The sequence below is a fragment of the Aeromonas sp. s12 genome (assembly GCF_040907925.1).
In the GTDB taxonomy this organism is placed as follows: Bacteria; Pseudomonadota; Gammaproteobacteria; order Enterobacterales; family Aeromonadaceae; genus Aeromonas; species Aeromonas veronii.
Window position 1 is genome coordinate 61,232 of sequence record NZ_JBFOCT010000007.1, and the last position, 24,989, is coordinate 86,220.

General features: G+C 60.0%; 20 protein-coding genes and 3 tRNA genes. 14 read left to right on the forward strand and 9 right to left on the reverse strand.

Features of this window, described 5'->3' with window-relative positions:
* Positions 1–83 precede the first annotated feature (83 nt).
* From msbA to AB5Y67_RS01890, 10 genes are all read left to right on the forward strand, one after another.
* Positions 84–1,847, forward strand: coding sequence for a lipid A ABC transporter ATP-binding protein/permease MsbA (msbA, locus tag AB5Y67_RS01845; protein ID WP_157160501.1), 1,764 nt, complete (start codon positions 84–86; stop codon positions 1,845–1,847).
* Positions 1,847–2,842, forward strand: a complete 996-nt coding sequence (lpxK, locus tag AB5Y67_RS01850; protein WP_199428409.1) for a tetraacyldisaccharide 4'-kinase — start codon at positions 1,847–1,849, stop codon at positions 2,840–2,842. Before msbA ends, lpxK begins: the two co-directional genes overlap by 1 nt.
* Positions 2,843–2,965: 123 nt before the next feature.
* A complete protein-coding gene (locus tag AB5Y67_RS01855) occupies positions 2,966–3,154 on the forward strand; it encodes a Trm112 family protein (protein ID WP_005347033.1) in 189 nt (62 codons plus the stop codon).
* Complete coding sequence (gene kdsB, locus AB5Y67_RS01860) at positions 3,151–3,900, forward strand: 3-deoxy-manno-octulosonate cytidylyltransferase (protein ID WP_005337458.1); 750 nt, start codon at positions 3,151–3,153, stop codon at positions 3,898–3,900. Before AB5Y67_RS01855 ends, kdsB begins: the two co-directional genes overlap by 4 nt.
* Before the next feature lie 212 nt (positions 3,901–4,112).
* Entirely contained in the window at positions 4,113–4,757 is a 645-nt protein-coding gene (gene uvrY, locus AB5Y67_RS01865) for a UvrY/SirA/GacA family response regulator transcription factor (RefSeq protein ID WP_005337448.1), read from the forward strand.
* A 127-nt stretch (positions 4,758–4,884) separates the two neighbouring features.
* A complete protein-coding gene (gene uvrC / locus AB5Y67_RS01870) occupies positions 4,885–6,738 on the forward strand; it encodes an excinuclease ABC subunit UvrC (RefSeq protein ID WP_199428408.1) in 1,854 nt (617 codons plus the stop codon).
* Positions 6,739–6,937: 199 nt separating this feature from the next.
* Positions 6,938–7,492: a CDP-diacylglycerol--glycerol-3-phosphate 3-phosphatidyltransferase gene (pgsA, locus tag AB5Y67_RS01875; RefSeq protein WP_031227442.1), complete on the forward strand. Its 555-nt coding sequence runs from the start codon at positions 6,938–6,940 to the stop codon at positions 7,490–7,492.
* A gap of 181 nt (positions 7,493–7,673) precedes the next feature.
* Positions 7,674–7,749 (forward strand) — tRNA-Gly (locus AB5Y67_RS01880).
* Positions 7,750–7,784: 35 nt separating this feature from the next.
* Positions 7,785–7,858: transfer RNA gene (locus AB5Y67_RS01885), tRNA-Cys, on the forward strand.
* Between the two features lie 41 nt (positions 7,859–7,899).
* Positions 7,900–7,986, forward strand: a tRNA-Leu gene (locus AB5Y67_RS01890).
* Positions 7,987–8,387: 401 nt separating this feature from the next.
* Here the strand turns inward: AB5Y67_RS01890 and AB5Y67_RS01895 are convergent.
* The 5 genes from AB5Y67_RS01895 to AB5Y67_RS01915 all read right to left on the reverse strand — a co-directional run bounded on the left by AB5Y67_RS01895 (position 8,388) and on the right by AB5Y67_RS01915 (position 13,890).
* Complete coding sequence (locus AB5Y67_RS01895) at positions 8,388–8,912, reverse strand: acyloxyacyl hydrolase (protein ID WP_150388906.1); 525 nt, start codon at positions 8,910–8,912, stop codon at positions 8,388–8,390.
* Positions 8,913–9,156: 244 nt separating this feature from the next.
* On the reverse strand, positions 9,157–10,821 hold the full coding sequence (gene asnB, locus AB5Y67_RS01900) for an asparagine synthase B (protein WP_005361356.1): 1,665 nt from the start codon (positions 10,819–10,821) through the stop codon (positions 9,157–9,159).
* 192 nt (positions 10,822–11,013) lie between these two features.
* Positions 11,014–11,382, reverse strand: a complete 369-nt coding sequence (locus AB5Y67_RS01905; protein ID WP_064338224.1) for a cupin domain-containing protein — start codon at positions 11,380–11,382, stop codon at positions 11,014–11,016.
* 129 nt (positions 11,383–11,511) lie between these two features.
* Positions 11,512–13,086, reverse strand: coding sequence for a cation:proton antiporter family protein (locus AB5Y67_RS01910; RefSeq protein ID WP_150388907.1), 1,575 nt, complete (start codon positions 13,084–13,086; stop codon positions 11,512–11,514).
* 54 nt (positions 13,087–13,140) lie between these two features.
* Positions 13,141–13,890, reverse strand: a complete 750-nt coding sequence (locus tag AB5Y67_RS01915; protein WP_005337281.1) for an HAD-IIA family hydrolase — start codon at positions 13,888–13,890, stop codon at positions 13,141–13,143.
* Positions 13,891–14,087: 197 nt separating this feature from the next.
* On the opposite strand from AB5Y67_RS01915, the gene AB5Y67_RS01920 reads away from it, so the two are divergent.
* Positions 14,088–15,152, forward strand: a complete 1,065-nt coding sequence (locus tag AB5Y67_RS01920) for an adenosine deaminase (RefSeq protein ID WP_111900573.1) — start codon at positions 14,088–14,090, stop codon at positions 15,150–15,152.
* A gap of 111 nt (positions 15,153–15,263) precedes the next feature.
* Here the strand turns inward: AB5Y67_RS01920 and AB5Y67_RS01925 are convergent, their stop codons facing one another.
* The 4 genes from AB5Y67_RS01925 to AB5Y67_RS01940 form a co-directional block, all read right to left on the reverse strand.
* A complete protein-coding gene (locus AB5Y67_RS01925; protein ID WP_111900572.1) occupies positions 15,264–16,250 on the reverse strand; it encodes a zinc-binding dehydrogenase in 987 nt (328 codons plus the stop codon).
* 147 nt (positions 16,251–16,397) lie between these two features.
* Entirely contained in the window at positions 16,398–17,519 is a 1,122-nt protein-coding gene (locus AB5Y67_RS01930) for an alkene reductase (protein WP_111900571.1), read from the reverse strand.
* Positions 17,520–17,714: 195 nt separating this feature from the next.
* Positions 17,715–19,250 carry a TerC family protein gene (locus AB5Y67_RS01935; RefSeq protein WP_064338218.1) on the reverse strand — a complete coding sequence of 512 codons (1,536 nt, stop codon included), beginning with the start codon at positions 19,248–19,250 and terminating at the stop codon, positions 17,715–17,717.
* A gap of 300 nt (positions 19,251–19,550) precedes the next feature.
* On the reverse strand, positions 19,551–20,477 hold the full coding sequence (locus tag AB5Y67_RS01940) for a cation diffusion facilitator family transporter (RefSeq protein WP_005361338.1): 927 nt from the start codon (positions 20,475–20,477) through the stop codon (positions 19,551–19,553).
* A 167-nt stretch (positions 20,478–20,644) separates the two neighbouring features.
* On the opposite strand from AB5Y67_RS01940, the gene AB5Y67_RS01945 reads away from it, so the two are divergent.
* The 3 genes from AB5Y67_RS01945 to AB5Y67_RS01955 all read left to right on the forward strand — a co-directional run bounded on the left by AB5Y67_RS01945 (position 20,645) and on the right by AB5Y67_RS01955 (position 24,834).
* A complete protein-coding gene (locus AB5Y67_RS01945) occupies positions 20,645–23,716 on the forward strand; it encodes an FAD-binding and (Fe-S)-binding domain-containing protein (RefSeq protein ID WP_190973229.1) in 3,072 nt (1,023 codons plus the stop codon).
* Positions 23,716–24,204: a hypothetical protein gene (locus tag AB5Y67_RS01950; RefSeq protein ID WP_129503821.1), complete on the forward strand. Its 489-nt coding sequence runs from the start codon at positions 23,716–23,718 to the stop codon at positions 24,202–24,204. The genes AB5Y67_RS01945 and AB5Y67_RS01950 overlap by 1 nt, the downstream gene beginning before the upstream one ends.
* Positions 24,205–24,372: 168 nt before the next feature.
* Positions 24,373–24,834: a hotdog fold thioesterase gene (locus AB5Y67_RS01955; protein ID WP_005352771.1), complete on the forward strand. Its 462-nt coding sequence runs from the start codon at positions 24,373–24,375 to the stop codon at positions 24,832–24,834.
* Positions 24,835–24,989 lie beyond the last annotated feature (155 nt).

Below are 24,989 nucleotides of genomic sequence, written 5' to 3' on the forward strand. Positions count from 1 at the left end.
GAATGCGATATAGGTGGCGGCGCTTGGTGTAAGCCTGCGCTTTGGCTAGAATAGCCCGTCATTTCCATTACTAACGGCTATTCATGCAACAAGAAACCTCACAAGAGAGCTGGCCAGTATTCAAACGCCTGCTCGGTTATGTCCGTGATCGCAAGCTGGGCCTGGTCGGTGGCATCATCGGGATGCTGGGCTACGCCGCCGTGGATACCACCTTTGTCTACTCCATCAAGCCGCTGATCGATCAGGGCATCAATGGCAACGACAGCACCGTTCTGAAATGGATGCCCTTCTTCGTCCTCGGCATCGTGGCCCTGCGCGGTGTCGCCAACTTTCTCTCCAACTACTGCATGGCCTGGGTCGGCAACCACGTTGTGATGCGTCTGCAACAGCAGGTGTTCAATCACATGGTGGCAATGCCGATGAGCTTCTTCGACCGTCAGAACACCGGTCATCTGCTCTCCAAGGTGACCTATGACGCCAGTCAGGTCTCCTCGGCGGCGAGCACCACGCTGGTGACCCTGGTGCGGGAAGGGGCGACCGTGGTCGGCCTGCTCGGCCTGATGTTCTGGCACTCCTGGCAGCTGTCGGTGATTTTCCTGGTGGTTGGCCCACTGGTGGGGGTCATCATCGGCCTTATCAGCCGCCGTTTCCGCCAGATCAGCCGTCACATCCAGCAGGCGGTAGGGGATATCACCACCTCCACCGAGCAGATGCTCAAAGGGCACAAAGAGGTGCTGATGTTTGGTGGCCAGAAGGTGGAAGAGAAACGCTTCTTCCAGGTCAGCAACAACATGCGCCAGCAAACCATGAAGATGGTCGCCGCCGATGCCATCGGCAGCCCTGTGGTGCAGATGGTGGCCTCCATCGCGCTGGCTGCCTTCCTCTATGTAGCTACCATCGACAGTGTGCGCAGCGAGCTGACTGCCGGTACGTTTACCGTCATGATCACCTCCATGATGATGCTGCTCAAGCCGCTGAAAAGCCTGACCGACGTCAACAACCAGTTCCAGCGGGCCATCACCGCCTGCCACAGCCTGTTTGGCCTGCTCGACAGCGAGCCGGAGCAGGATACCGGTACCCGCACTCTGGAACGTGCCCGCGGCGAGATCGAGTTTCGCAACGTCACCTTTACCTACCCGACCAAGGACACCCCGGCGCTGCACAACGTCAGCTTCAAGGTGGAGGCGGGTAAATCGGTGGCGCTGGTGGGCCGTTCCGGCTCTGGCAAGAGTACCATTGCCAGCCTGTTGACCCGTTTCTACGACATCGATCAGGGCGAGATCCTGCTGGACGGCATCAACATCCGCGAATATAAGTTGAGCGAGCTGCGCAAGCAGTACGCGCTGGTCTCCCAGCATGTCCACCTGTTCAACGACTCGGTGGCCAACAACATCGCCTACGCGGCAGAAGACAAATACAGCCGCGACCAGATCGTGCAGGCCGCCCGTATCGCTCACGCCGACGAGTTCGTCAGCAAGATGAGCAACGGGTATGACACTGTGGTTGGCGAGAACGGTGCATCCCTCTCCGGTGGTCAGCGCCAGCGTGTTGCCATTGCGCGGGCTCTGCTGCGCGATGCGCCTGTTTTGCTGCTAGATGAGGCCACCTCGGCTCTCGATACCGAATCCGAGCGCCACATTCAGGCGGCCATCGACGAGCTTTGCAAGGCGCGAACCTCGCTGGTGATCGCCCACCGTCTCTCCACCATCGAGAAGGCAGACGAGATCCTGGTGATCGACGAAGGCCATATCGTCGAGCGCGGAAACCACGAAGCATTGATGGAGCAGCGCGGCACCTATGCCCAGCTGCGCGCCATTCAGTTTGGCAACGCGGGAAGCAAGGCCTGATGCTGGAACGGCTCTGGTATCGCAAAAGTGGCTGGCGCTGGTTGCTGGCCCCCTTTGCCCTGCTGTTTGCCATCATCAGCGGCAGTCGCCGCTACGCCTATCGTCACGGCTGGCGCAAGGGGTATCGCTCCTTCTTGCCGGTGATCGTGGTGGGCAATATTTCGGTCGGGGGCAACGGCAAGACGCCGGTGGTGGTCTGGCTGGTGGAGCAGTTGCAAGCCCGCGGCTATCGCCCCGGGGTGGTGAGCCGTGGTTATGGTGGCAAGGCGCCCCATTACCCCTATCGTCTGGATGAGACCAGCACCACGGCGCAGGCCGGAGATGAGCCGGTGCTGATTGCCCGGCGCTGCGGTTGTCCGGTGGTGGTAGCCCCGAAACGGGCCGACGCGGTACGACTGCTGGAGCAGAGCGGTGAGGTGGATATCATCATCACCGACGATGGTCTGCAGCACTATGCGCTGGCCCGCGACATCGAGCTGGTGGTGGTGGACGGAGCGCGCCGTTTCGGCAATGCCTGCTTGCTGCCCATGGGGCCGCTGCGCGAGCCGGTCACTCGTCTCAAACGGGTGGACGCCATCATCTGCAACGGCGGCGAGCCGGGCAAGGGGGAGTACCCCATGCAACTGGTAGCCGACACCCCGCGCCGGGTGCGCGACGATGCCCCGCTGGCTGCCCCCTTGTCGGGGCCGGTCGATGCGTTGGCTGGGATCGGTCATCCGCCCCGCTTCTTTGCCACCCTCGAAGGGCTCGGCTATCAGCTGGATCAACAGGCCGCCTACGGCGATCATCATCCCTTCGATCGGGATGAGCTGGTGGGGCGCTTTGCCAGCAAGCCGCTGCTGATGACCGAGAAGGATGCGGTCAAGTGCCGCGCGTTTGCCCTCGATAACTGGTGGTATCTGCCGGTCAGTGCCGAGTTGCCTGCTTCTCTGCTCGACACCCTGCTGCACAAGCTGGGGGCGAAGGCAAAGGGCACGACCGGGGCACAAGATTAATCTCTCTCGCCTGAATGGGGGAGAAGTGGACCAATAGCGGTCCCGTATGGAATATCTGGTTGCTCGACATCCATCGCTGGCGTGATGAAGCCGCCAGCGCGACATCGTTGAAGGAGTATCGTTTTGGCTTTGGACATCAAGTTGCTCGACATCATCGCCTGCCCGGTCTGCAAGGGTAAGCTGCATTACAACAAAGCAGTTCATGAGTTGGTCTGCCGCTTCGACAAGCTGGCCTATCCGCTGGAAGAGGGCATCCCAGTGCTGCTGGAGAACCGTGCCCGTCCGCTCAACAGCGATGAGCTGCCGTCATGAGTTTCGTCGTCGTCATTCCGGCCCGCTATGCGTCAACCCGCCTGCCGGGCAAGCCGCTGGCTGATATCCATGGCAAGCCCATGGTGCAACACGTGGTGGAGAAAGCCCTGCAATCGGGTGCCGATCGGGTGATCGTTGCCACCGATGACGAGCGGGTACAGCAGGCACTGCAGAGCACCGGCGTCGAGGTGTGCATGACCTCACCGGATCACCAGTCCGGCACCGAGCGTCTGGCCGAAGTGTGCCGTCACTACGGCTTTGCCGCCGATACCATCATCGTCAATGTGCAGGGGGATGAGCCGCTCATTCCGCCCGCCATCATTCGTCAGGTAGCGGATAATCTGGCCGCCGCCACGGCGCCGATGGCGACCCTGTCGGTGCCGATCCAGGATGCCGAAGAGGCGTTCAACCCGAACGCAGTGAAAGTGGTGACTGACAAGGATGGCTACGCCCTCTACTTCAGTCGCGCCAGCATTCCCTGGGATCGGGATCGCTTTGCCAACAGTCACGAGCAGATTGGTGACCACTACCAGCGTCATATCGGTATCTACGCCTATCGCGCCGGCTTTATCCAGCGTTACGTAGACTGGGCACCGAGCGTGCTGGAGCAGGTCGAGGCACTGGAGCAACTGCGGGTGCTCTGGTACGGGGAGAAGATCCATGTCGCCCAGGCCCTTGAAGCGCCGCCGGTCGGGGTGGATACCCAGGCCGATCTGGAGAAGGTGCGCGCCTTTTTGGCCAAGTGATGGCCACAGCACTAACGTCATGAAAAACGGTGTCGCAAGGCACCGTTTTTTGTTTTGAAATTTTATATAATTATTTGATTTTAAACGCTAAACATGGGTTTTCTCAAACTTTTGGCGTGCATGGTTTGCCAAAGCGACGAGTTTGGTTATGATGCAAGACGCCCTGTTAACCCTAACCGGGCGGCTAAAACGAGATAAAACGGGGTGTTTGGGTGATAAATGTATTCCTGGTCGATGATCATGAGCTGGTGCGTACAGGGATAAGACGCATTCTTGAAGATGTGCGCGGGATCAAGGTGGTGGGTGAGGCACAGAGCGGCGAGACCGCAGTTACGTTCTGTCGCCAACACCATCCGGACGTGATCCTGATGGACATGAACATGCCGGGTATTGGTGGTCTGGAAGCGACCCGCAAAATTCTGCGGATCCGCCCCGATGTGCGCATCATAGTGCTGACCATTCATTCAGAAAATCCGTTCCCCACCAAGGTGATGCAGGCCGGCGCCGCCGGTTACCTGACCAAGGGGGCAGCCCCCGACGAGATGATCCAGGCGATCCGGTTGGTGCACTCCGGTCAGCGCTACATCTCCCCGGAGATTGCCCAGCAGATGGCCCTCAGCCAGTTTGCCTCCGCTGACGAGAATCCCTTCAAGTCCCTCTCCGAGCGCGAGCTGCAGATCATGATGATGATCACCAAGGGGCAGAAGGTGACTGATATCTCCGAGCAGCTCAACCTGAGCCCGAAGACGGTCAACAGCTACCGCTATCGGCTGTTCAGCAAGCTGGGGATCAACGGTGACGTGGAACTGACCCATCTGGCCATTCGCTATGGCATGCTGGATGCCGATACCCTCTAATCGGGTGGCGTGTGGTCACAAAGGCGGCGCGTGCCGCCTTTTTGCTTTTCTGCCCTTTTGCTTTTCAGGCGGCGGGGGCAGTATGCTCTGCCCGTCAATTTTTGCCTTTGTGTGAGCCGAGTAGCTGATGATCCTCTCTCCCGAACCTCTCTTCGACAGCAAGGCGTTTCTGAGCGCCGTCACCCATCAAAGTGGCGTCTACCGCATGTATGACAGCGGTGGCACCGTGATCTACGTGGGCAAGGCCAAGGATCTGAAAAAGCGGCTCGCCTCCTACTTTCGCACCAACGTCGACAGCATCAAGACTCGCACCCTGGTGCGACAGATCGCCGATATCCAGGTCACCGTCACCCACACCGAGACTGAGGCGCTGATCCTCGAGCACAACCTGATCAAGCAGTACCAGCCCCGTTACAACGTGCTGCTGCGGGACGACAAATCCTACCCCTGGATCATCATCACCGCGCACCAGCATCCACGCATCGGCGTCCATCGCGGTGCCCGCAAGGTGAAGGGGGAGTACTTCGGCCCGTACCCCTCTGGCGGCGCGGTGCGCGAGAGTTTGCATCTGATGCAGAAAATATTTCCGGTGCGTCAGTGCGAAGATGCGGTCTATGCCAACCGCACCCGTCCCTGCCTGCTCTACCAGCTCAAGCGTTGCGCTGGCCCTTGTGTTCCTGGACTGGTGAGCGAAGCCGAATATGCCCAGCAGGTGGAGCTGGCCAAGCTGTTTCTGGCGGGCAAGAACCAGCAGGTGATTGGCGAGCTGGTTGGCAAGATGGAGTCTGCCAGCGGCGATCTGCGCTTTGAAGAGGCGGCCCGCTATCGGGATCAGATCCTGGCGCTGCGCCGGGTCACCGAACAGCAGTCGGTGAGCGGCAACGTACTGGACGAGCTGGATGTGGTGGGGGTCGCCTTCCAGCAAGGTGCGGCCTGCATTCACGTGCTCTTTATCCGTCAGGGCAAGGTGCTCGGCTCGCGCAGCTACTTCCCGAAAGTGCCGGCTGACACCCCGCTTGACGAGGTGGTGCAATCCTTCCTGCTGCAGTTCTATCTGTCGGGGCAGGGGGGGCGGCAGATCCCGAGCGAGGTGCTGCTCGATGTGGCCCTTGAGGACGAAAGCGTCATCGCCGAGACTCTGAGCCAGACCGCAGGCTACAAGGTGCGGGTGGTGAGCCGTACCCGCGCCGAACGGGCCCGCTTTATCAAGCTCGCCTCTATCAACGCCGAGACGGCGCTGCGCTCGCGGCTGGCTCACAAGAGCACCATCACCGCCCGCTACGACCAGCTGGAAGAGCTGCTGGAGCTGGAGCGCCCCATCGCCCGCATGGAGTGTTTCGATATCTCCCACACCATGGGGGAGCGCACCGTGGCCTCTTGCGTGGTGTTCAACCGGGAGGGGCCGCTCTCATCGGAATATCGTCGTTTCAATATCGACGGTATCACTGGCGGTGATGACTACGCGGCGATGGAGCAAGCGCTGGAGCGCCGCTTTGGCAAGCAGCAGGAGCCGGACAAGGTGCCGGACGTGCTGTTTATTGACGGTGGCCTCGGTCAGTTGCGCCGCGCCGAAGAGATCCTGGCCCGTCAGCTGGAGTTTCTCGGCGGTAAATATCCGCTGCTGGTGGGGATTGCCAAGGGGGTCACCCGCAAGGCGGGGTTGGAAACTCTCATCATGGGGGAGAGCCACGAAGAACTGCATTTGCCGGCAGATATGCCCGCTTTGCACCTTATTCAGCATATTCGCGATGAATCCCACCGTTTTGCCATTACTGGCCATCGGGCCAGACGGGCCAAGGCCCGCACCAGCAGCACGCTGGAGGATATTCCGGGGGTGGGGCCAAAGCGGCGGCAGGCGCTGCTCAAATATCTGGGCGGCCTGCAGGAGGTCAAAAAGGCGAGCGTGGATGAACTGGCCAAGGTACCCGGCATCAGTCAGGAGCTGGCCCAGACCATCCACGATGGCTTGCACAGCGCCTGAGCAGGGTTAGCAGCATGGCAAAATCGCTAACTCCTTGATGCACAAGAGCCGTGACGCGGGGGGGCCGTAAATGCCATAATGGCCCTCGCATTTTGAGAAGATTGATGGATTAAAAAGACCAAGACGGGCGCCAGTGCGGTTGCATCGCAAATCGGCTTTGGCGCACTATGTAGCGACGTACAAGAAGTGGCTGAAAATAATGACAAATATACCTAACCTGTTGACGTTTTTCCGGATTTTGCTCATTCCCGTCTTCGTCATCCTGTTCTATCTGCCTTATCAATGGTCCTATCTGGCTGCCGCCATCATCTTTATTCTGGCCGCTGCCACCGACTGGTTTGATGGCTATCTGGCTCGCAAGCTCAATCAGTCCACCGCCTTTGGCGCCTTCCTTGACCCGGTTGCCGACAAGATCATGGTCGCCGCCGCACTGGTGGTTATCGTCGAACACTACAACACCATCTGGGTGACCATCCCCGCCATGACCATGATTGGCCGCGAGATCATCATCTCCGCCCTGCGTGAGTGGATGGCTGAGCTCGGCAAACGCTCCTCGGTGGCGGTCAGCTGGATTGGCAAGTGGAAGACCATGATCCAGATGGTGTCGCTCACCGGTCTTATCTGGCAATACAACGTCTGGATGGTATGGCTCGCCTATGTGATGCTCTATGTCGCCACCGTGCTCACCTTCTGGTCGATGTTCCAGTACATGAAGGCGGCCTGGGGCGATTTGACCCACCACGCCAACCTGTGAGTCACTTGCGCCGCAAGGTGAGGTTTCCGCTGATTTGAGGCAGGAAACGGCCAAAGGCGCTAAAACTGTTCAAAAAGGGCAAAAAATGCCCGAACGATCAGGTAATTAAATATTTCTGGTTGACTGGGCGAGGAACATCGCTAGAATGCGTCCTCGTAGTCAGGCAGTCAGCCAGACCAATGCGGGAATAGCTCAGTTGGTAGAGCACGACCTTGCCAAGGTCGGGGTCGCGAGTTCGAGTCTCGTTTCCCGCTCCAAATTCAGACAATAGAGAGCCAACTCTCTTTTGCATGGCGCGTTAGCAAAGCGGTTATGCAGCGGATTGCAAATCCGTTTAGTCCGGTTCGACTCCGGAACGTGCCTCCATATTGACAAGCCCGCCACGCGAGCTTGATACCGATTGCGGTGCCCGAGTGGTGAAATCGGTAGACACAAGGGATTTAAAATCCCTCGACGTTCGCGTCGTGCCGGTTCGATTCCGGCCTCGGGCACCATTAAAATCAAAGAGTTACAGAAGGCCACTAGATATAGTGGCCTTTTCTTTTGCCTAAATGGCGCCAAAGTGGCGACAGCGCTTTTTTAAGTGGTTCACCCTTCCTGTCATGTGGAGTAACAGGATCTTCTTGTAGGATGCAGCTCTGCCTGACGGCGCACTTCATGCGGCGACTTTCCCTGGCCATGTTTCGGTGTGCTGTCAGACAGAAATGAGAATGGCCCCACATTGTGGGGCCATTCTCGGATCCAGTTATCACTCCTGCGTTTCTTCTAGCTGCACGTCGATATTCTTCTTCTGGGTGGCATTGCCGTTGGTGAACGATGTTATCGTCTGCTCGTTTTGGACCATGCACACCTGTATTCCGTTGCGTAGTCTACAGACCAAGGCATAAGCCTGTAATCAGAACCGGTACTCGATATGGAAGGTATGGCTGTCCAGCCCCGGGTTCTTGTCATACATATAGGCGTTGGACATGTGCTCATACTGATAGCCGATCAGCCAATTCTTGGTGATGGCGTAACCGAGGCCGATACCCAGAGTGAACTGGAAGGGGCCGCCGTAATCCTTGTAGCCGTGGCCGCGGGTACCAAATTGATGCTGATTGAGCCAGACCATTTCGCCGGGGAGCCAGGTCACCCAGTTACCCCATTGGCATTCGATACGGGCGCCGCCCCCCAGTCTGGCGGTCTCTTCATCTTCTACCTTGAGCGTACCGGCACGTACCCCCAGCCCAAATTGACAGCCTGAGTCTCCCCAGCGCCAGAACATGTGGTGGAACTTGGCGTCGGCGATGTTGATGTCGAGCTTTTCATTGCTGAAGGCCTTGCCAAGCTGCAGTACCACGACATTGTCATTTGCCATTGCAGACGGACTGGCCAGCAGTGCTGTCAGCAGGCCGATCCTTGATAGAGTGTTAGCGTCCATGCCCCCTCCCGATCCTTGTTGTCATCCTGGTGATCCTGTTGATCACCCTTCAGGCATAGTCAATCGACGCGCTCCCTGTCAATGCATGGTCACTCGGTAAAAAATTAAATATTTATGAAAAATCAACTATCTGTGATGGTCTGATGTGATTTGGCGGGCGCGACTGCGGGAGATGAAAAAGCCCTTCACCATGGTGAAGGGCTTTTTGCTATCTGGCGTTACCCGCCCGGTTTGGCGTGCAGGCTCAGTAGCCCTGCTGGTGCACGTCCATCACGGCGCGGCCGGAGGGATCTGCCATCTCCTTGAACTTGGCATCCCACTCCAGCGCGGTGGGGGTGGAGCAGGCGACCGACTTGCCGTAGGGCACGGTACGGGCGGCGGCTTCCAGCGGGAAGTGCTCGTCGAAGATGGCGCGGTAGAAGTAGGCCTCCTTGGTGAGCGGGGTGTTGATGGGGAAGCGGAATGCGGCCGCCTCGAACATCTGATCCGTCACCTCTTGTTCTACCATGGCTTTTAGGCTGTCGATCCACGAATAACCCACGCCGTCGGAGAACTGCTCCTTCTGACGCCATGCCACTTCGTGGGGCAGCAGATCTTCGAACGCTTCGCGCAGGATGTGCTTCTCGATCTTGCCCTTGCCGCACATCTTGTCGGCAGGTTGCAAACGCATCGCCACGTCCATGAACTCCTTGTCGAGGAAGGGCACGCGACCCTCCACCCCCCAGGCGGCCATCGATTTGTTGGCGCGCAGGCAGTCATAGAGGTGCAAAGAGGCGAGCTTGCGCACGTTCTCTTCGTGGAACTCGCGGGCGTTGGGCGCCTTGTGGAAGTAGAGATAGCCACCGAACAGCTCGTCTGAGCCTTCGCCGGAGAGCACCATCTTGATCCCCATCGCCTTGATGTAGCGGGCCATCAGATACATGGGCGTGGAGGCGCGGATGGTGGTGACGTCATAGGTTTCGAGGTGATAGATGACGTCCCGCAGGGCATCCAGACCCTCCTGCACGGTGAAGTGGATCTGGTGGTGGATGGTGCCGAGGTGATCGGCCACTTTACGGGCGGCGGCGAGATCCGGCGACCCTTCCAGACCGACGGCAAAGGAGTGCAGTTGCGGCCACCAGGCTTCGCTCTTGCCATCGTCCTCGATGCGGCGCGCCGCATAGAGCTTGGTAATGGCGGAGATGACGGAGGAGTCCAGCCCACCTGAGAGCAGCACGCCATAAGGCACGTCACACATCAGCTGGCGTTTGACCGCGGCTTCCAGCGCGGCTTTCAGCTCGGCCTTGTCGCTGACGTTGTGCTCGACCGCGCTGTATTCCATCCAGTCGCGCTTGTACCACTGTTTTAGCTCGCCATCCTTGCTCCAGAGGTAGTGTCCCGGCGGGAAGGTTTCGACGCTCTTGCAGACCGGCACCAGCGCCTTCATCTCGGAGGCGACATAGAAGTTGCCGTGCTCGTCGCGGCCGGTATAGAGGGGGATGATTCCCATGTGGTCGCGACCAATCAGGTAGGCATCCTGTTCGGCGTCATAAAGAATGAAGGCAAAGATGCCGTTGAGATCGTCGAGAAACGCCGGGCCCTTCTCCTTGTAGAGGGCCAGCAGCACTTCACAGTCGGATTTGGTCTGGAACTGGAAGTCGACCTTGAGGGTTTTCTCCAGCTCTTTGTGGTTGTAGATCTCGCCGTTGACCGCCAGCACATGGGTGCGTTCGGGGTTGTAGAGCGGCTGGGCGCCATTGCCCGGGTCGACGATGGCCAGACGCTCATGCACCAGAATGGCTTTGTCTGAGCTGTAGACGCCGGACCAGTCAGGCCCGCGGTGACGCAGTCGCTTGGACATCTCCAGCGCCGATTTGCGCAGGGCAACTGCATCGGACTTGATATCCAGAATGCCGAAAATTGAACACATTGGCGGTAATCCTCTTGATTTTTATATGAGCCCCCCACGTTTGGGCTCGAAATTCCATTTACATTCCTCGTCAGACACAATGCCTAGCGGAAAAACCTTTTGCAAGCGGGAAAACCGCAGAAAATCATGCCGTAAGCGTCAAGCGGATCAACAGAATAATGGCTGCGGCAACGGGGCAGGGTGACGTGAACGTCAAGCCGAGGCGGGTTCGAAGATCACATAGACCTTGCGACAGGGGGTGAGGGTCTCCCACTCGCCGACAAAGCCTGCCGGAATCACGAATTGATCGCCGGGTTTGAGGGCCAGCTGGCCGCCCTCACTGTCGTGGATCACCACATCCCCCTCCAGCAGCTGGCAATACTCGTGCTCGGTGTAGTGAATGGTCCAGCGGCCGGGCTCGCAGCTCCAGAAGCCCACGTGAAACTGCTGGCTTGGGTCGGAGTAGTGGTTCCACACCGTTTGCGCCGGGTTGCCCGCTTTAATGCGCTCGGGGGCTGGCATCAGCGGGGTAGGGGCCGCCTCATGGCGATCGAGCAAAATCCAGTCGTTGAGGGTCTTCATGGTGCCTCCCTGGCAATGGGGATATGAAAACGGGGCCATCCAGGCCCCGCGTTTGTTCGTTTTATTAAACGAGGTTGTGCATAACTTAAACGATGTGCATTCCCTTGCCAAGAGCCGCAGCCCGACGACTCAAAGTGGCTGCAAGCGGCGGATCACATGACGGGCAAAGCCGCTGCCCGCTTCGTTGTAGACGTTGAACACCGCATCCACCCCCTGCTCCTGCAAGGAGGCGATATCATCCTCGAAGCGGACGATGGCGGCTATCTTGCCGTTGAACCCGTGGCTGCGCAGCTTCTCGATGGCGTAGAGATTCCCCGAGTGATGGGGCATCGCCAGCAGCACCAGATTGACCTGATTGGAGAGCAGCACCTTGTCCCAGAAGTCGGTATCGGTGGCATCCCCCTCGATGACGTTCATCCCCTGGGCGCGCAGGGTGGGCAGCTTCTCGCTGTCGTTCTCCACCCCGAGGATGACGTTGCCGTACTTGTTCTCCAGCTCGAAGTAGGCTCCCTGACCGATCCGCCCCATACCGAGGATGATCACCCCGGCATCGCCAAGCTCTATGGGTCTGTCTTCCGGATGGAGGTTGCTCGCCTGCAATCCCCGCAGCCAGTGGCCGATGCGGTGGTAAATGCGCTCGCTCTGGGCATTGAGGGGAGCGGAGATCATAAAGCTGGCCGCCAGTGCCAGCGAGACCGCCACCAGCCACTCGTGGGAGAGCCAGCCTGCCTTGGCGGCGATGGCGGCGACGATCAGGCCAAACTCCGAGAAGTTGGTGAGCGCCAGGGTCGAGAGCAGGGCGGTACGCACCCGCAGGTGAGCGCCGCTGTAGACCAGATAGTAGAGGACACTTTTGAGCGGCAGGGCCAGCACCAGCGCCAGTGCCAGCAACATGGTGTCGTGGGTCGGCAGGCCGTTGAGGCCGATGGTGAGAAAAAAGCAGACCAGAAAGAGGTCTTTGAGGTTGAAGAGCGCCTTGGCCAATCCCGCCGCAGCCGGATGAGAGGCGAGCAGCATGCCGATGATCAGCGCCCCCAGATCCGGCTTGAGGCCGACCACTTCAAAACCGGCGGCCCCGACCACCAGCGCCAGAAACACCCCGAACAGCACCTGCAATTCGCCGTGCCCGGCACGCTCCAGTAGCTTGAACAGCAGCGGGCGCAGCAACGGCAGCCCCAGCACCCAGAGTGCCCAGATACTGGGCCACTTGCCGCTGGAAAACGCCAGAAACGCCACCGCGAACACATCCTGCATGACCAGCACCCCGATGGCGAGGCGGGCGTAGAGGGCATTCATGTCGCTGCGATCTTCCAGCACCTTGACCGCGAAGACGGTGCTGGAGAAGGAGAGGGCAAAGCCCAGCAGCAGCGCCAGCTTCCAGTCCAGCGACAGGGCAAGTTCAAGCCCCAGTCCCTTGCAGACCAGCAGCACCACGGTAAAGAGCAGGGTGGAGAGCAGCAGATGCAGGCTGGTGGTGCCCCACACATCGCGCCGCATCAGGGTTTTGATATTGAGCTTGAGGCCGATGGTGAACAGCAGCAGGGTGACGCCGAGATCGGCTACCTCGCTGAGGGCGGGAGTATTTTCATATCCCATGCCGTTAAGGATAAAACCGGCGGCCAGAAAGCCGAGCAGGGGGGGCAGGCCAATCAGATTGACTACCATGCCGCAACCAAAAGCCACGGCGATCAGAATGGGTTCCATAACAGATCCTGCAAGGGCAGGAGAGACCTGCCCTGTTTAACGCTTGGGTGGTGATTAGACTATATCGATGTCGACCACGGAGTCGAAAATATGGTTCGGGCGAAACGGCATGCGGTCGATATCGGCGACCTTGCTCACCCCGGAGAGCACCAGCACCGTCTCGAGACCGGCCTGAAAGCCCGCCAGAATGTCGGTGCGCAGGTTGTCGCCGATGATGATGGTGTCGTCGGAGTGGGCCTCCATCCGGTTGAGCGCCGCACGGATGATCCAGGCGCTCGGCTTGCCGACATAGAACGGCTTCTTGCCGGTCATTCGCTCGATGGGGGCGCACAGGGCGCCGCAGGCCGGGTGCATCATGGGGCCGTGGGTGTCGGGGTTGGTGGCGATAAAGCGGGCTCCCTGATCGACGAACTTGGCCCCCTGTTGCATCATGGTCCAGTTGTAGTTGCGGGTCTCGCCCACCACCACGAAGTCCGGGTCGATATCGGTGATGGTGAAACCGGCCTTGTAGAGCTCGTGGGTCAGCGCCCCTTCACCGATCACATAGGCCTTCTTGCCATCCTGACGCTTGAGGAAGTCGGCGGTGCCCATGGCGGAGGTATAGAAGCACTCCTCCGGCACTTCGATACCTGCGGAACGGAAGCGGTTTTGCAGATCTTTCTGGGTCTGGGCTGGGTAGTTGGTGAGGAACAAGAGCTTGCTGCCCTGCTCCAGCAGGCGATGGACGAAACGGTCGGCACCGGGGATGAGATCGTTGTTGTGCAGGATGACACCGTCGATATCGCAGATGACGTTCTTCTTCATGAAAACTCCTTGTCAGGGCGCAGGCGAGCCGCCAATCGTTAAGATGTTCAATCATTTATGATTTTTGTGACGCCATTATAAGTCTGTTTGATGACAAGTCTCCCCTGTCTCGTCACTTCGGTGCACAATAAAGCTGCCGTCGGGTCAGTCTGGTGGAGGGGCTGACGCCGGATCACTTTGCTGATGGAGCCGTTGCCATGGACACCCCGATTCCCAAGCCAGTCACCCCCGAACACCTCACCGCCGCGCAATTTATCGCCGGACTGCCGAAACTGGAGCTGCACCTGCATATCGAGGGCAGCCTCGAACCCGAGCTGATGTTTGAGCTGGGCCGCCGCAACGGTGTGCCACTGCCCTGGCCCGACGTGGCCAGCGTGCGCGCCGCCTATGACTTTGACTGCCTGCAATCCTTTCTCGACCTCTACTATCGCGGCGCCAGCGTGCTGGTGACCGAGCAGGACTTCTTCGACCTCACCTGGGCCTATCTTGAGCTGTGCGCCGCCGACAAGGTGGTGCATGTGGAGATCTTCTTCGACCCGCAGACCCACACTGCCCGCGGTATCTCCTTTGCTACCGTGCTCGGCGGCATCGAGCGGGCGCTGCAGCGCGGGGAGCAGGAGTTTGGCATCAGCTGGCGGCTGATCATGAGCTTTTTGCGCCACCTGAGCGAGGATGAAGCGTTCGTTACGTTGGAAGAGGCTATGCCCTTCCTGTCACGGATTCACGGCATCGGCCTCGACTCCGGGGAGAGGGGCAATCCGCCCACTAAATTTGCCCGGGTCTTTGCCAAATGCCGCGAGCTGGGGCTGCCGGTAGTGGCTCACGCCGGTGAAGAGGGGCCTGCCGACTACATCTGGCAGGCGATCAACGAGCTGCAGGTATGCCGCATCGATCACGGAGTGCGTTCGGCAGACGATCCCGAGCTGCTGCGCTATCTGGCGGATACCCGGCTGCCGCTCACCGTCTGCCCCCTCTCCAACACCCGGCTCAAGGTGTTCGGCAATATGGCCCAGCACAATGTGTTGCGGCTGCTGGAGCAGGGGCTTTGCGTCACCATAAACTCGGACGACCCTGCCTACTTTGGCGGCTATATGAATGCCAACTTTGTGGCGCTGGCCGATGGCCTTGGCGCGACCATGAGCCAGCTCTGCCGCTTGTCGCTCAATGCGGTGGAGGCGAGCTGGCTCTCTCTGGCCGACAAGGCGCGGCTGACCCGGGAGATCCGCAGTTATGCCGCAACTCACGGGGTGAGCCTGTATTGAGTCAGGCGCCAATGAAGTCGAGATGACATGCACTATATAAAGAGAGGCCCGCCATCACTGGCGGGCCTCTTTCGTTTCAATGGTCGGTGTGGTTATCAGGGAAGGTCAGCGTTATGCCACTCGCACCAGAAACTTCTCGCCCTGTCCTTCGCGCTTGAAGCGCTCGAGCAGGGTGGGCAGCGCCTCGAAATCGCCGACCATCAGCGGCGGCAGGGTCAGCTCGCCGCTCGCCATCTGCTCCATCATGGCGACACCGGCGGCCACCAGTCGGCTCCACTGTTTGTCCGAGCCAAAGGCGTGTTGGGCACCCAGTGCAATCTCGTGCAACGAATGGCAATGGGCAAAGGCGGGCAGCGGATTGTGCGGGATACGCCCGAGCACAGTCACCATGTGACCGTAGTAGCCCAGCGCGGGCAGCAAGCTCTCTGCCTGCTGGCTGGAGACCAGATCGATGATCCCCTCAAACGGCTCGTTGCCGTTGGCGGCCTGCAGGGTGGCCAGCCAGTCGGGATCCCGATAATCGGCTACACCCTGCACACCGATCTGTTTGAGCCACTGATGGTGGCGTGGACTGGCGCTGGCAAAGACCCGCGCTCCTTGCTGGAGGGCGAGCTGCATCACAAAGCGGCCGACGCTGCTGCCAGCACCTGTGATGAGCAGCGCTTCCCCGTGCAGGCGCGGCAGCTTGGCCAGCGCCTGCCAGGCGGTGAGGCCGGGACAGGGCAGGGCGGCGGCCGCCTCGTCACTCAGGGCATCGGGCACCGGCAGCAGGGCGCGGGCCGGTACCCGGGTGTGGCGGGCAAAGCTGCCGTGGTGGCGCAGGTCGGTGTGATAGGCGACCCGGGCGCCGAGACGCAGATGGCTGACGTTGGCGCCGAGGGCCACGATAGTGCCCATGCCATCGACGCCGGGCACCTGACCATCCTGCCAGTTGGAGTGGCCATATTCGATCAGCTTCCAGTCCACCGGATTGAAGGCGATGACCCGGTTTGCCACCAGCACCTCGTCAGGGGCGAGCGGTGCCAAGGGCAGATCGGCGAGGGTAAGCTGGGTCGGTTCACCGGGGGCATGCCAGCACCAGGCTTGGGTGTGATTCATGATGACTCCTTGTGAAAGCGAGGGGAGATAACAACGAGATCATTGCAACAGTGATTCGGTCAGTCATATCACTGTTGCTAATGCGCAACAATACGGCAGGCCCCAACCAGTGGGGCCTGCGTTACGTGGCCGGTTGGCCATTGGTAATCAGCGGCTGGCTGCTGCGTCATCGGCCTGATAGACGGGGTAGTCGGTCAGCCCTTTTTCGCCGCCGCCAAACAGGGTGGCCGGATCGTGGGGGGCCAGCGGATAGCCGTGGCGCAGCCGGTTCGGCAGATCCGGGTTGGCAACGAAGGGACGGCCAAAGCCAATCATGTCGGCCCAGCCCGCTTCGAGGGCGGCGCGTGCCCGCTCGCCATCATATTTACCGGCGTAGATCAGGGTGTTGGGGAAGGCATCCCGCAGACCCTGCTTGAAGTTCTCCGGCATCAGGGGGGCATCGTCCCAGTCCGCTTCGGCAATATGCAGGTAGACCACGTTGAGCTGGCCCAGCAGACGGGCGGCCGCCAGATAGGTCTCCTGCGGGTTGGCATCGACTGTGCCGTTGAGGGTGGTGAGCGGCGCAAGACGCACCCCGACACGTTCGGCCCCGATTTCGCTACTTACCGCCTCGGTCACCTCTTTGAGAAAGCGCAGCCGGTTTTCCAGCGATCCGCCATAACTATCGGTGCGGGCGTTGGATTCGGAGTCGAGGAACTGGTTGATCAGATAACCGTTGGCGGCGTGTAACTCGATGCCGTCAAAACCGGCGCTGATGGCGTTGCGAGCCGCCTGACGGAACTGGCCTACCACCGCATGGATATCGGCTTGAGTCATGGCGCGCGGAGTGACGGTCTCGACAAAGCCCGGCGCATCGCTGCCGTTATCGACGAACACTTTGACGCCCACTGCGGGCAGGGCTGAAGCGGAGATGGGCTGGGCGCCGCCGATGTTATCCGGATGGGTGACGCGGCCCACGTGCCAGAGCTGGGCGAAGATGGTGCCCCCCTTGGCGTGCACGGCATCGGTCACCAGTTTCCAGCCAGCGATCTGCTCGGCGCTGTAGATCCCCGGCGTCCAGGCATAGCCCTTGCCCATGGGGTCGATTTGGGTGCCTTCGCTGATGATCAGGCCCGCCTCGGCGCGCTGGGCGTAGTAGCTCGCCATCATGGCGTTGGCCACATCACCCGGCTGACTGGCACGGGAGCGGGTCATGGGGGGCATGACGATGCGATTGGCAAGGTGCAGCTGGCCGAGGCGCAGCGGGCAGAACAGGTGATCGTGGCTCATCTTGAGTTCCTCATGGTGGAAGTGAGGCCACTTTATGCCGCCATCTTGTTGTGAAAAAGGGGGGTAATTGCACAAGAGAATTGTGCTTGATGCAGCAATCAGTGCAAACCGTCGGGAAAGAGGCGTTGAGGCATAAAGTTGAAGCATAAAAAAGAGGGCCGTCTGGCCCTCTTCTGTATTCTGCTGGTGGCAGGCTCAAGCCGTGGCGGGCATCACTTTCACCCGCTCGATACGCCGCTCGCTCACCTCGATCACCTCGAAGTTGAGCTGCTGCAGTTGCAACTGCTGACCCGGGGTGGGCAGAGTGCCGAAGTGGGAGAGCAGCATGCCCGCCAGGGTCACGTATTCATCGCTCTCGCTTACCAGCCCCTCGTGCTCCAGCACCTGCTCCACATGGTGGATGTTGGTGCTGCCGTTGATCAGCCACCCTTCGCCATCGCGCACGATATCCGGGGTTTCGTCCTCATCCGGCAGCTCGCCGACGATGGCCTCCAGCAGATCGTGGGTGGTGACCAGCCCCTGGATCACGCCAAACTCGTCGGAGACCAGAATAAGGCTCCCCTTGGCTTTGCGCAGCTCCGCCAACAGACGGATCACGTTGATGGTTTGCGGCACGATAATGGGGTCGTTCTGCTTGGCCAGTTCACTTAAAGATTGCCCTTCGTTCAAGGCAAACAGCAGGTCCCGCGCCTTGACCACTCCGATCACCTCGTCCAGATCCCCGTCACAGATAGGGAACAGGCTGTGGGGCTCGCGCTGCAGCAGGGCGCGGATCTCGTCGCTGGAGTCGTTGATATCGATCCAGGCCATCTCCGAGCGCGGGGTCATGATGGTGCGAATGGAGCGCTCGGCCAGCGACAGTACGCCGGTCACCATATAGCGCTCCTCCTCGCCAAAGCTGAGCGGCTCGGCAGGTGCGGCATCCAGATCGTCATCCGGCTGATCCTGATAGGCCTTGCTGCCCATCAATTTGAAGATGGCGGCGGTGGTGCGCTCGCGCAGCGGTTGCTTGGATTCGTGACGCATGGCGCTGCGCTGGGCCAGTTGGTTGAAAAACTCGATCAGCACCGAGAAGCCGATGGCTGCATAGAGGTAACCCTTCGGAATATGGAAGCCGAATCCTTCCGCCACCAGGCTGAAGCCGATCATCAGCAGGAAGCTCAGACAGAGCACCACCACAGTGGGGTGGGCGTTGACGAAACGGGTCAGCGGTTTGGAGGCGAGCACCATCACCACCATGGCGATGGTCACGGCGGCCATCATCACGCCCAGGTGTTCCACCATGCCGACGGCAGTGATGATGGAGTCGAGCGAGAAGACCGCATCGAGCACCAGAATTTGGGCGATCACCACGCCGAAGCTGGCGTAGGCGCCGACCGGGCCATCATCCTGGGGCTTGGCTTCCAGCCGCTCATGTAGCTCGGAGGTGGCCTTGAACAGCAGGAACAGGCCGCCCCCCATCAGGATCAGGTCCCGACCGGAGAAGGGGTGATCCCACAGGTGCAAAATCGGGGTGGTCAGGGTGACCAGCCATGACATGACGCTCAAGAGCCCAAGTCGCATCAGCAGGGCCAGCGACAGGCCGATGACGCGTGCCTTGTCCCGCTGGGCGGGGGGCAGTTTTTTCACCAGAATGGCGATAAAGACCAGGTTGTCGATCCCCAGCACAATTTCCAGAATGATCAGGGTAAACAGACCGATCCAGATATGGGGATCCAGCAGCAATTCCATTGTGACGACCTCAATAAAAACAGACAGAGCAAACAGTGATCACGGCGCACGATGGCCGCAGTAACAGCAAGGCAAAGGTGTTATTCAGAGGCGCTGATTAAGCAGAAAAAGATAGGCTTTGACAGAGAGAGACGAAGGGCAACTTCGGGGATTGTCCATGATGGGCAATAAAACCTCGGGTGAAAAATGAGCCCTGATGATAGCGGCTGGCGCCAATTTGGCAAGAGCAGCGTCAGCGAGGCGTGATGGGGTTGTGATGCGACAGGGGAGGCGGCGGTGCCGCGCTCCCCCGTGCGGTCGTTACAACCAGCGCTTTTCGCGGGTGAAACAGACCGAGAGCCAGGCATCGCCCAGGGTGTCGCCAAGGCGAGACCAGAGCTCCTGGCGCAGGGCATCCTGACGTTCGACGGGCCACTCCTGACCCGGCGCCACCAGAATGTTCAATTCCAGATCGAAGCGGCGACCGCTCTTGGCCAGATGGCTGTAGCACTCGATGCCGTGGCGCTGGCGCAGCGCCTCGATCTCCTGCTCGACTTGCCGTGGCACATCTCCCTTGGGGGCGATCTTCAACACTTCCCGCAGGTTGCGACCGAGCACCTTGATGGGAATGAGGGTGGCACAGAGGGCCAGTAGCGAGACCAGCACCGGGTCTATGTAGCGGTTGTATTGGCCGTAGCCGATGGCATCGAGGCCGATGGCGACCACGAAACCGATAAGCAGGGTGGCGCTGAGCAGGGTATCCACCAGCCACTCCTTGGAGTCGACCCGCACCAGCTCGGAGTCTACCTGCTCGGCGACCTGGGCTTCGATGCGATAGATGATGGCGCAGAAGAAGGTGGAGACGGCGGCATAGATGAGGGCGTGGCCGAGATCGATCTCCCGTCCGCCATCCAGCAGGGTGGTGATGCCGCTATAGAGAGCGCCAAGGCAGAGCAGCAGAATAATGGTGCCATTGATGACGTTGGTGATGGGCTCGAAGTGGGCGTAGCCATACTGGAAGCGCGCATCGGAAGGGCGGGTAACGAGATAGGCGGTAACAAGACCGAGGCCTGTCATGCCCATGCTGAACAGGGTGAAGATACCATCGAGCATGATGGCGTTGGAACCGACGAAGAGGCCGTAGCCGATGCCGAAGATGGCAAAGGTGATACAACCGAACAGCGACAGGGTAAGCGCCTGTTTTTCGGTGGTGACCAGCGTACTGATAACATGGCTGTGGTGAGCCATAAAAGTCCTCCTTTCAAATGGTGAATATTGCCAAGCGCAAGCGGTTTTCTAGCTGATATACTGCCCGCTCACATGTGAGCGGACTGGCCTGACTGCCATTGACAGGCGGCTGGCCAGTCGTTGTCGCCGGCGTGCCGGCATCAAGCAAAGGATGGGAACAAGGATTCATGATCCCGAGACTCGATTACCAGGACAGTTTGTCACCCACAACCCTGCAGTTTCTTGAGTTGCTAGAGCGCAGCGCATTTCGTGGTGATATCGAAAAGTCTTATGCAAGCCGGTTGGCGATGGCGACGGATAACAGCGTCTATCAGGTAGTACCTCAGGCGGTTCTCTATCCGCGCAGTGCGGACGACATAGCAGCAATGCTCAAGCTGGCCGCAGAGCCGGCGTTCGCCTCCCTGAGTTTTTTCCCTCGTGGTGGCGGTACCGGCACCAATGGTCAGTCATTGGGCGGCGGCATTATCGTCGATCTCTCCCGTTATATGAACCAGATCATGGAAATTAATCTGGATGAGGGGTGGGTGCGCGCCCAGGCCGGGGTGGTGAAAGACCAGCTCAACGTCTATCTCAAGCCCCACGGCTACTTCTTCTCGCCGGATCTCTCCACCTCCAACCGCGCCACCTTAGGGGGCATGATCAACACCGACGCCTCGGGGCAGGGGTCGCTGGTCTACGGCAAAACCTCGGATCACGTGCTGGGGCTCAAAGCGGTGCTGGAGAACGGCGACCTGATGGCCACCGAGCCGCTGACCGGTGAGCGACTGGCCGACAAGCTGGCGCTGGAGAATCGCGAAGGGGAGATCTATCGCACCCTCTATCGCATCGGCAAGGAGCGCCGCGCCGACATCGAGGCGACTTTCCCCAAGCTCAACCGCTTTCTGACCGGTTACGATCTCAAGCACCTCTATCAACCCGATACCGACACGCTGGATGTGAGCCGGGTGCTGTGCGGCTCGGAAGGATCCTTGGGCTTTATTACCGAAGCCAAACTCAACATCACCCCCATCCCGCGCTACCGCACCCTGGTCAACGTCAAGTACGACAGCTTCCCCTCCGCCCTGCGCAATGCCCCCTTTATGGTGCAGGCGCAGGCTCTCTCGGTAGAGACGGTGGACTCCCGGGTGCTCGGGCTGGCTCGCGCCGACATCATCTGGCATTCGGTGAAAGAACTTATTCAGGATGTGCCCGGCAAGGATCTGCAGGGACTCAACATCGTCGAGTTTGCCGATACCGACGAGGCGGAACACAAGGCCAAGGTGGCAGAGCTCTGCCGTCGTATCGACGACCTGCTGGCCAAGGGGGAGGCGGGGATCATCGGCTATCAGGTGTGTGACCACCTGCCGAGCATCGAAACCATCTACACCATGCGCAAGAAGTCGGTGGGGCTGCTGGGCAACGCCGAAGGGCGCAAGAAGCCAGTGGCCTTCACTGAAGACACCGCCGTGCCGCCCGAATCCCTGGCCGATTTCATCATGGAGTTTCGCGCTCTGCTGGATGCCCACGGCCTCGACTACGGCATGTTTGGCCACGTCGATGCCGGTGTGCTGCATGTGCGTCCGGCGCTGGATTTGTGCGATCCCGAGCAGGAGGTGCTGCTGCGCCGCATCTCCGATCAGGTGGTGGCGTTGACCGCCAAATATGGCGGTCTGATGTGGGGCGAGCATGGCAAGGGCTTTCGCTCCGAATACAGCCCCGCCTTTTTTGGCGAGCTGTGGGAAGAGCTGCAGCGGGTCAAGGGGGTATTCGACCCTGCCAACCGCATCAACCCGGGCAAGATCTGCATCCCCTACGGTAGCGGCGCCGAGCTGGTGTCGGTGGATGGCCCCAAGCGCGGCAAGTATGACCGCCAGATCCCGCTCGCGGTGCGCACCAGCTACACCCGCGCCATGGATTGCAACGGCAATGGTCTCTGCTTCACCTTCGAGACCGACTCCCCCATGTGCCCCTCGGTCAAGATCAGCCGTGATCGCCGCCACTCCCCCAAAGGGCGGGCGGGTCTGATGCGTGAATGGTTGCGTCAGCTGGCGGAGCAGGGCTTTGACCCGCTGGCGGAAGAGGTGGCGCTGCAATCCGGTGGTGTGCGCTTCAAACAGCTGGTGGACAAGGTGCGCAACAGCTGGGCCAAACAGCGCGGCGAGTATGATTTCTCCCACGAGGTGATGGAGGCGATGGCGGGCTGTCTGGCCTGCAAGGCGTGCACCAGCCAGTGCCCGATCAAGGTGGATGTGCCCGATTTTCGCGCCCGCTTTATGCAGCTTTATCACGGCCGCTACCTGCGCGCCCCCAAGGATTACTTCGTCGGCACGGTGGAGAGCTATGCGCCGCTGCTTGCCAAGGCGCCGAAGCTGGTCAACTTCTTCCTCGAAAAAGAGTGGGCCCAGAAGGCGACCGAGAAGAGCATCGGCATGGTCGATGTGCCGCTGCTCTCGGTGCCGACCCTGGCCGAGAGCCTGCACGATAACCGCGCCCGCTATTTTGATCTGCCGGGTCTGGAGCGGATGAGTGCCGAGCAGCGCAAGCAGGTGGTGCTCATCGTGCAGGACCCCTTCACCAGCTATTACGACGCCCCCGTGGTGCGCGACCTGGTGAAACTCGCCAGCAAGCTCGGCTTCCAGCCCTACTTGCTGCCCTTTAAACCCAACGGTAAACCCCAGCATATCAAGGGGTTCCTGCGGGCCTTTGCCCGCACCGCCGCCAACAGCGCCCAGTTCCTCAACAAGGTGGCGGCGCTTGGCATTCCCATGGTGGGGGTGGATCCGGCCATGGTGCTTTGCTATCGCGATGAGTATGCCAAGGCGCTGGGGTCGGCCCGCGGTGATTTTCAGGTGTTGTTGCCGCAGGAGTGGCTGCTCTCGCTGCCGGTAGATCAGTTGCCTGCTCGAATCGACAAGACCAAGAGCGAGGAGGGGAGCGAGCCCTGGTATCTCTTTGCCCACTGCACCGAGAAGACCGCCAAGCCCTCCACTCACGGTGACTGGAGCACCCTGTTTGGCCGCTTCGGGGCCAGTTTGCAGCCGGTCTCTGTGGGGTGTTGCGGTATGGCGGGCACCTATGGTCACGATGTCAAACTGGTGGAGAACTCCAAGGGCATTTATGGGTTGAGCTGGGCTGACCCGCTCGCCCGTCTACCCAAAGCGCGCTGTCTGGCGACCGGCTATTCGTGCCGTAGTCAGGTCAAGCGGATGGAGGGGGAAAAGCTCAAACATCCATTGCAAGCCCTGCTGGAGCTGCTCTGATGCTGACGTTCCCCAAGCGGTTTCGGGTGCCGAAGGCCTATCGGCATCCACGTTTCTTGCTGTTACCCGCCACTCCCGCTCAGGCGGTGGTGGAGTTTGTCGCCATGTTGCGCGAGCGCGAGCAGCTCCATCAGCTGTTTCGCCCGCATGATCTCTGGCCCTCCGCCAACTTCAGCCTGAGCCAGCACGAAGGGGATCTGGAGTGGCAGCAGTCGGAGTTTCTGGCCAAGCGCTCCTTTGCCTATGGCCTCTGGAGCCCGGATCGGGAGCCGCAATTCTGGGGCGGGGTTTATCTTTACCCCTCGGTGTTGCCTGAGGTAGCGGTGGAGCTCTTCTTCTGGAAGGTGGCCGAGGCGCCCATCACGGATGAGGAGCTGGAGATTCAGCTGCGCGAGTGGCTCGCCAGGGTGTGGCAGTGGCCAGCCCCCCGCTTGCCGGGGCGAGATGTGCCTTGGTCCGAGTGGCCCGGCGTTACCTACCCCTGGTGACATCCCGCTTAAGGGCATGATTGTGTAACACGCAGCTCCGGGTCGGGGCTGCGTTGTTAACACGTCACCTGGTAACCAACAACTCATATAACCGAACCATTTTGCCGATGGAGGGAGTTTCACTCATATCGGTACGCATTCATCGCTTACATAAGGAGTCTGCTCGCAATGAGTCACGATATTGCGCCCATCTGGCGTAAACCCATGAGTCTGGAGGGGCTCAACGCCACCTCTCGCAACACCCTGATGGCCCATCTCGATATCGTCTACACGGCTTTTGGCGCCGATTGGCTTGAAGCGACCATGCCGGTGGATCATCGCACTCACCAGCCCCTTGGCATGCTGCATGGCGGCGCATCCGTGGTGCTGGCGGAAACCTTGGGATCGATTGCCGCCAATATGGCGGTCGGGCCAGATAGCTACTGTGTGGGGTTGGAGGTGAATGCCAACCATCTGCGAGCCAAGCGGGAAGGGGTGGTGACCGGGCGTTGCACGCCGCTTCATCTGGGAGCAACAACCCAGGTGTGGCAGATTGAAATTCGGGACGAACGTGAACGTTTATTGTGCACCAGCCGACTGACCATGGCGGTGCTCAAACACAAGCGGGGCAAGGACTCCAGCGAGGAGTGATCTGCAATAACGCACTATGAGTGCAAAATAAGCAAGCCATACTCGCCAGATCCCTCTATAATTGCCAACGTCTTGAGAGGCTTATCACATTTTTCAAGACAGCAGAACAAAGTGGCGCTATAATCGCCGCCTTTTTGCTATTCCGCGGTGTTAGC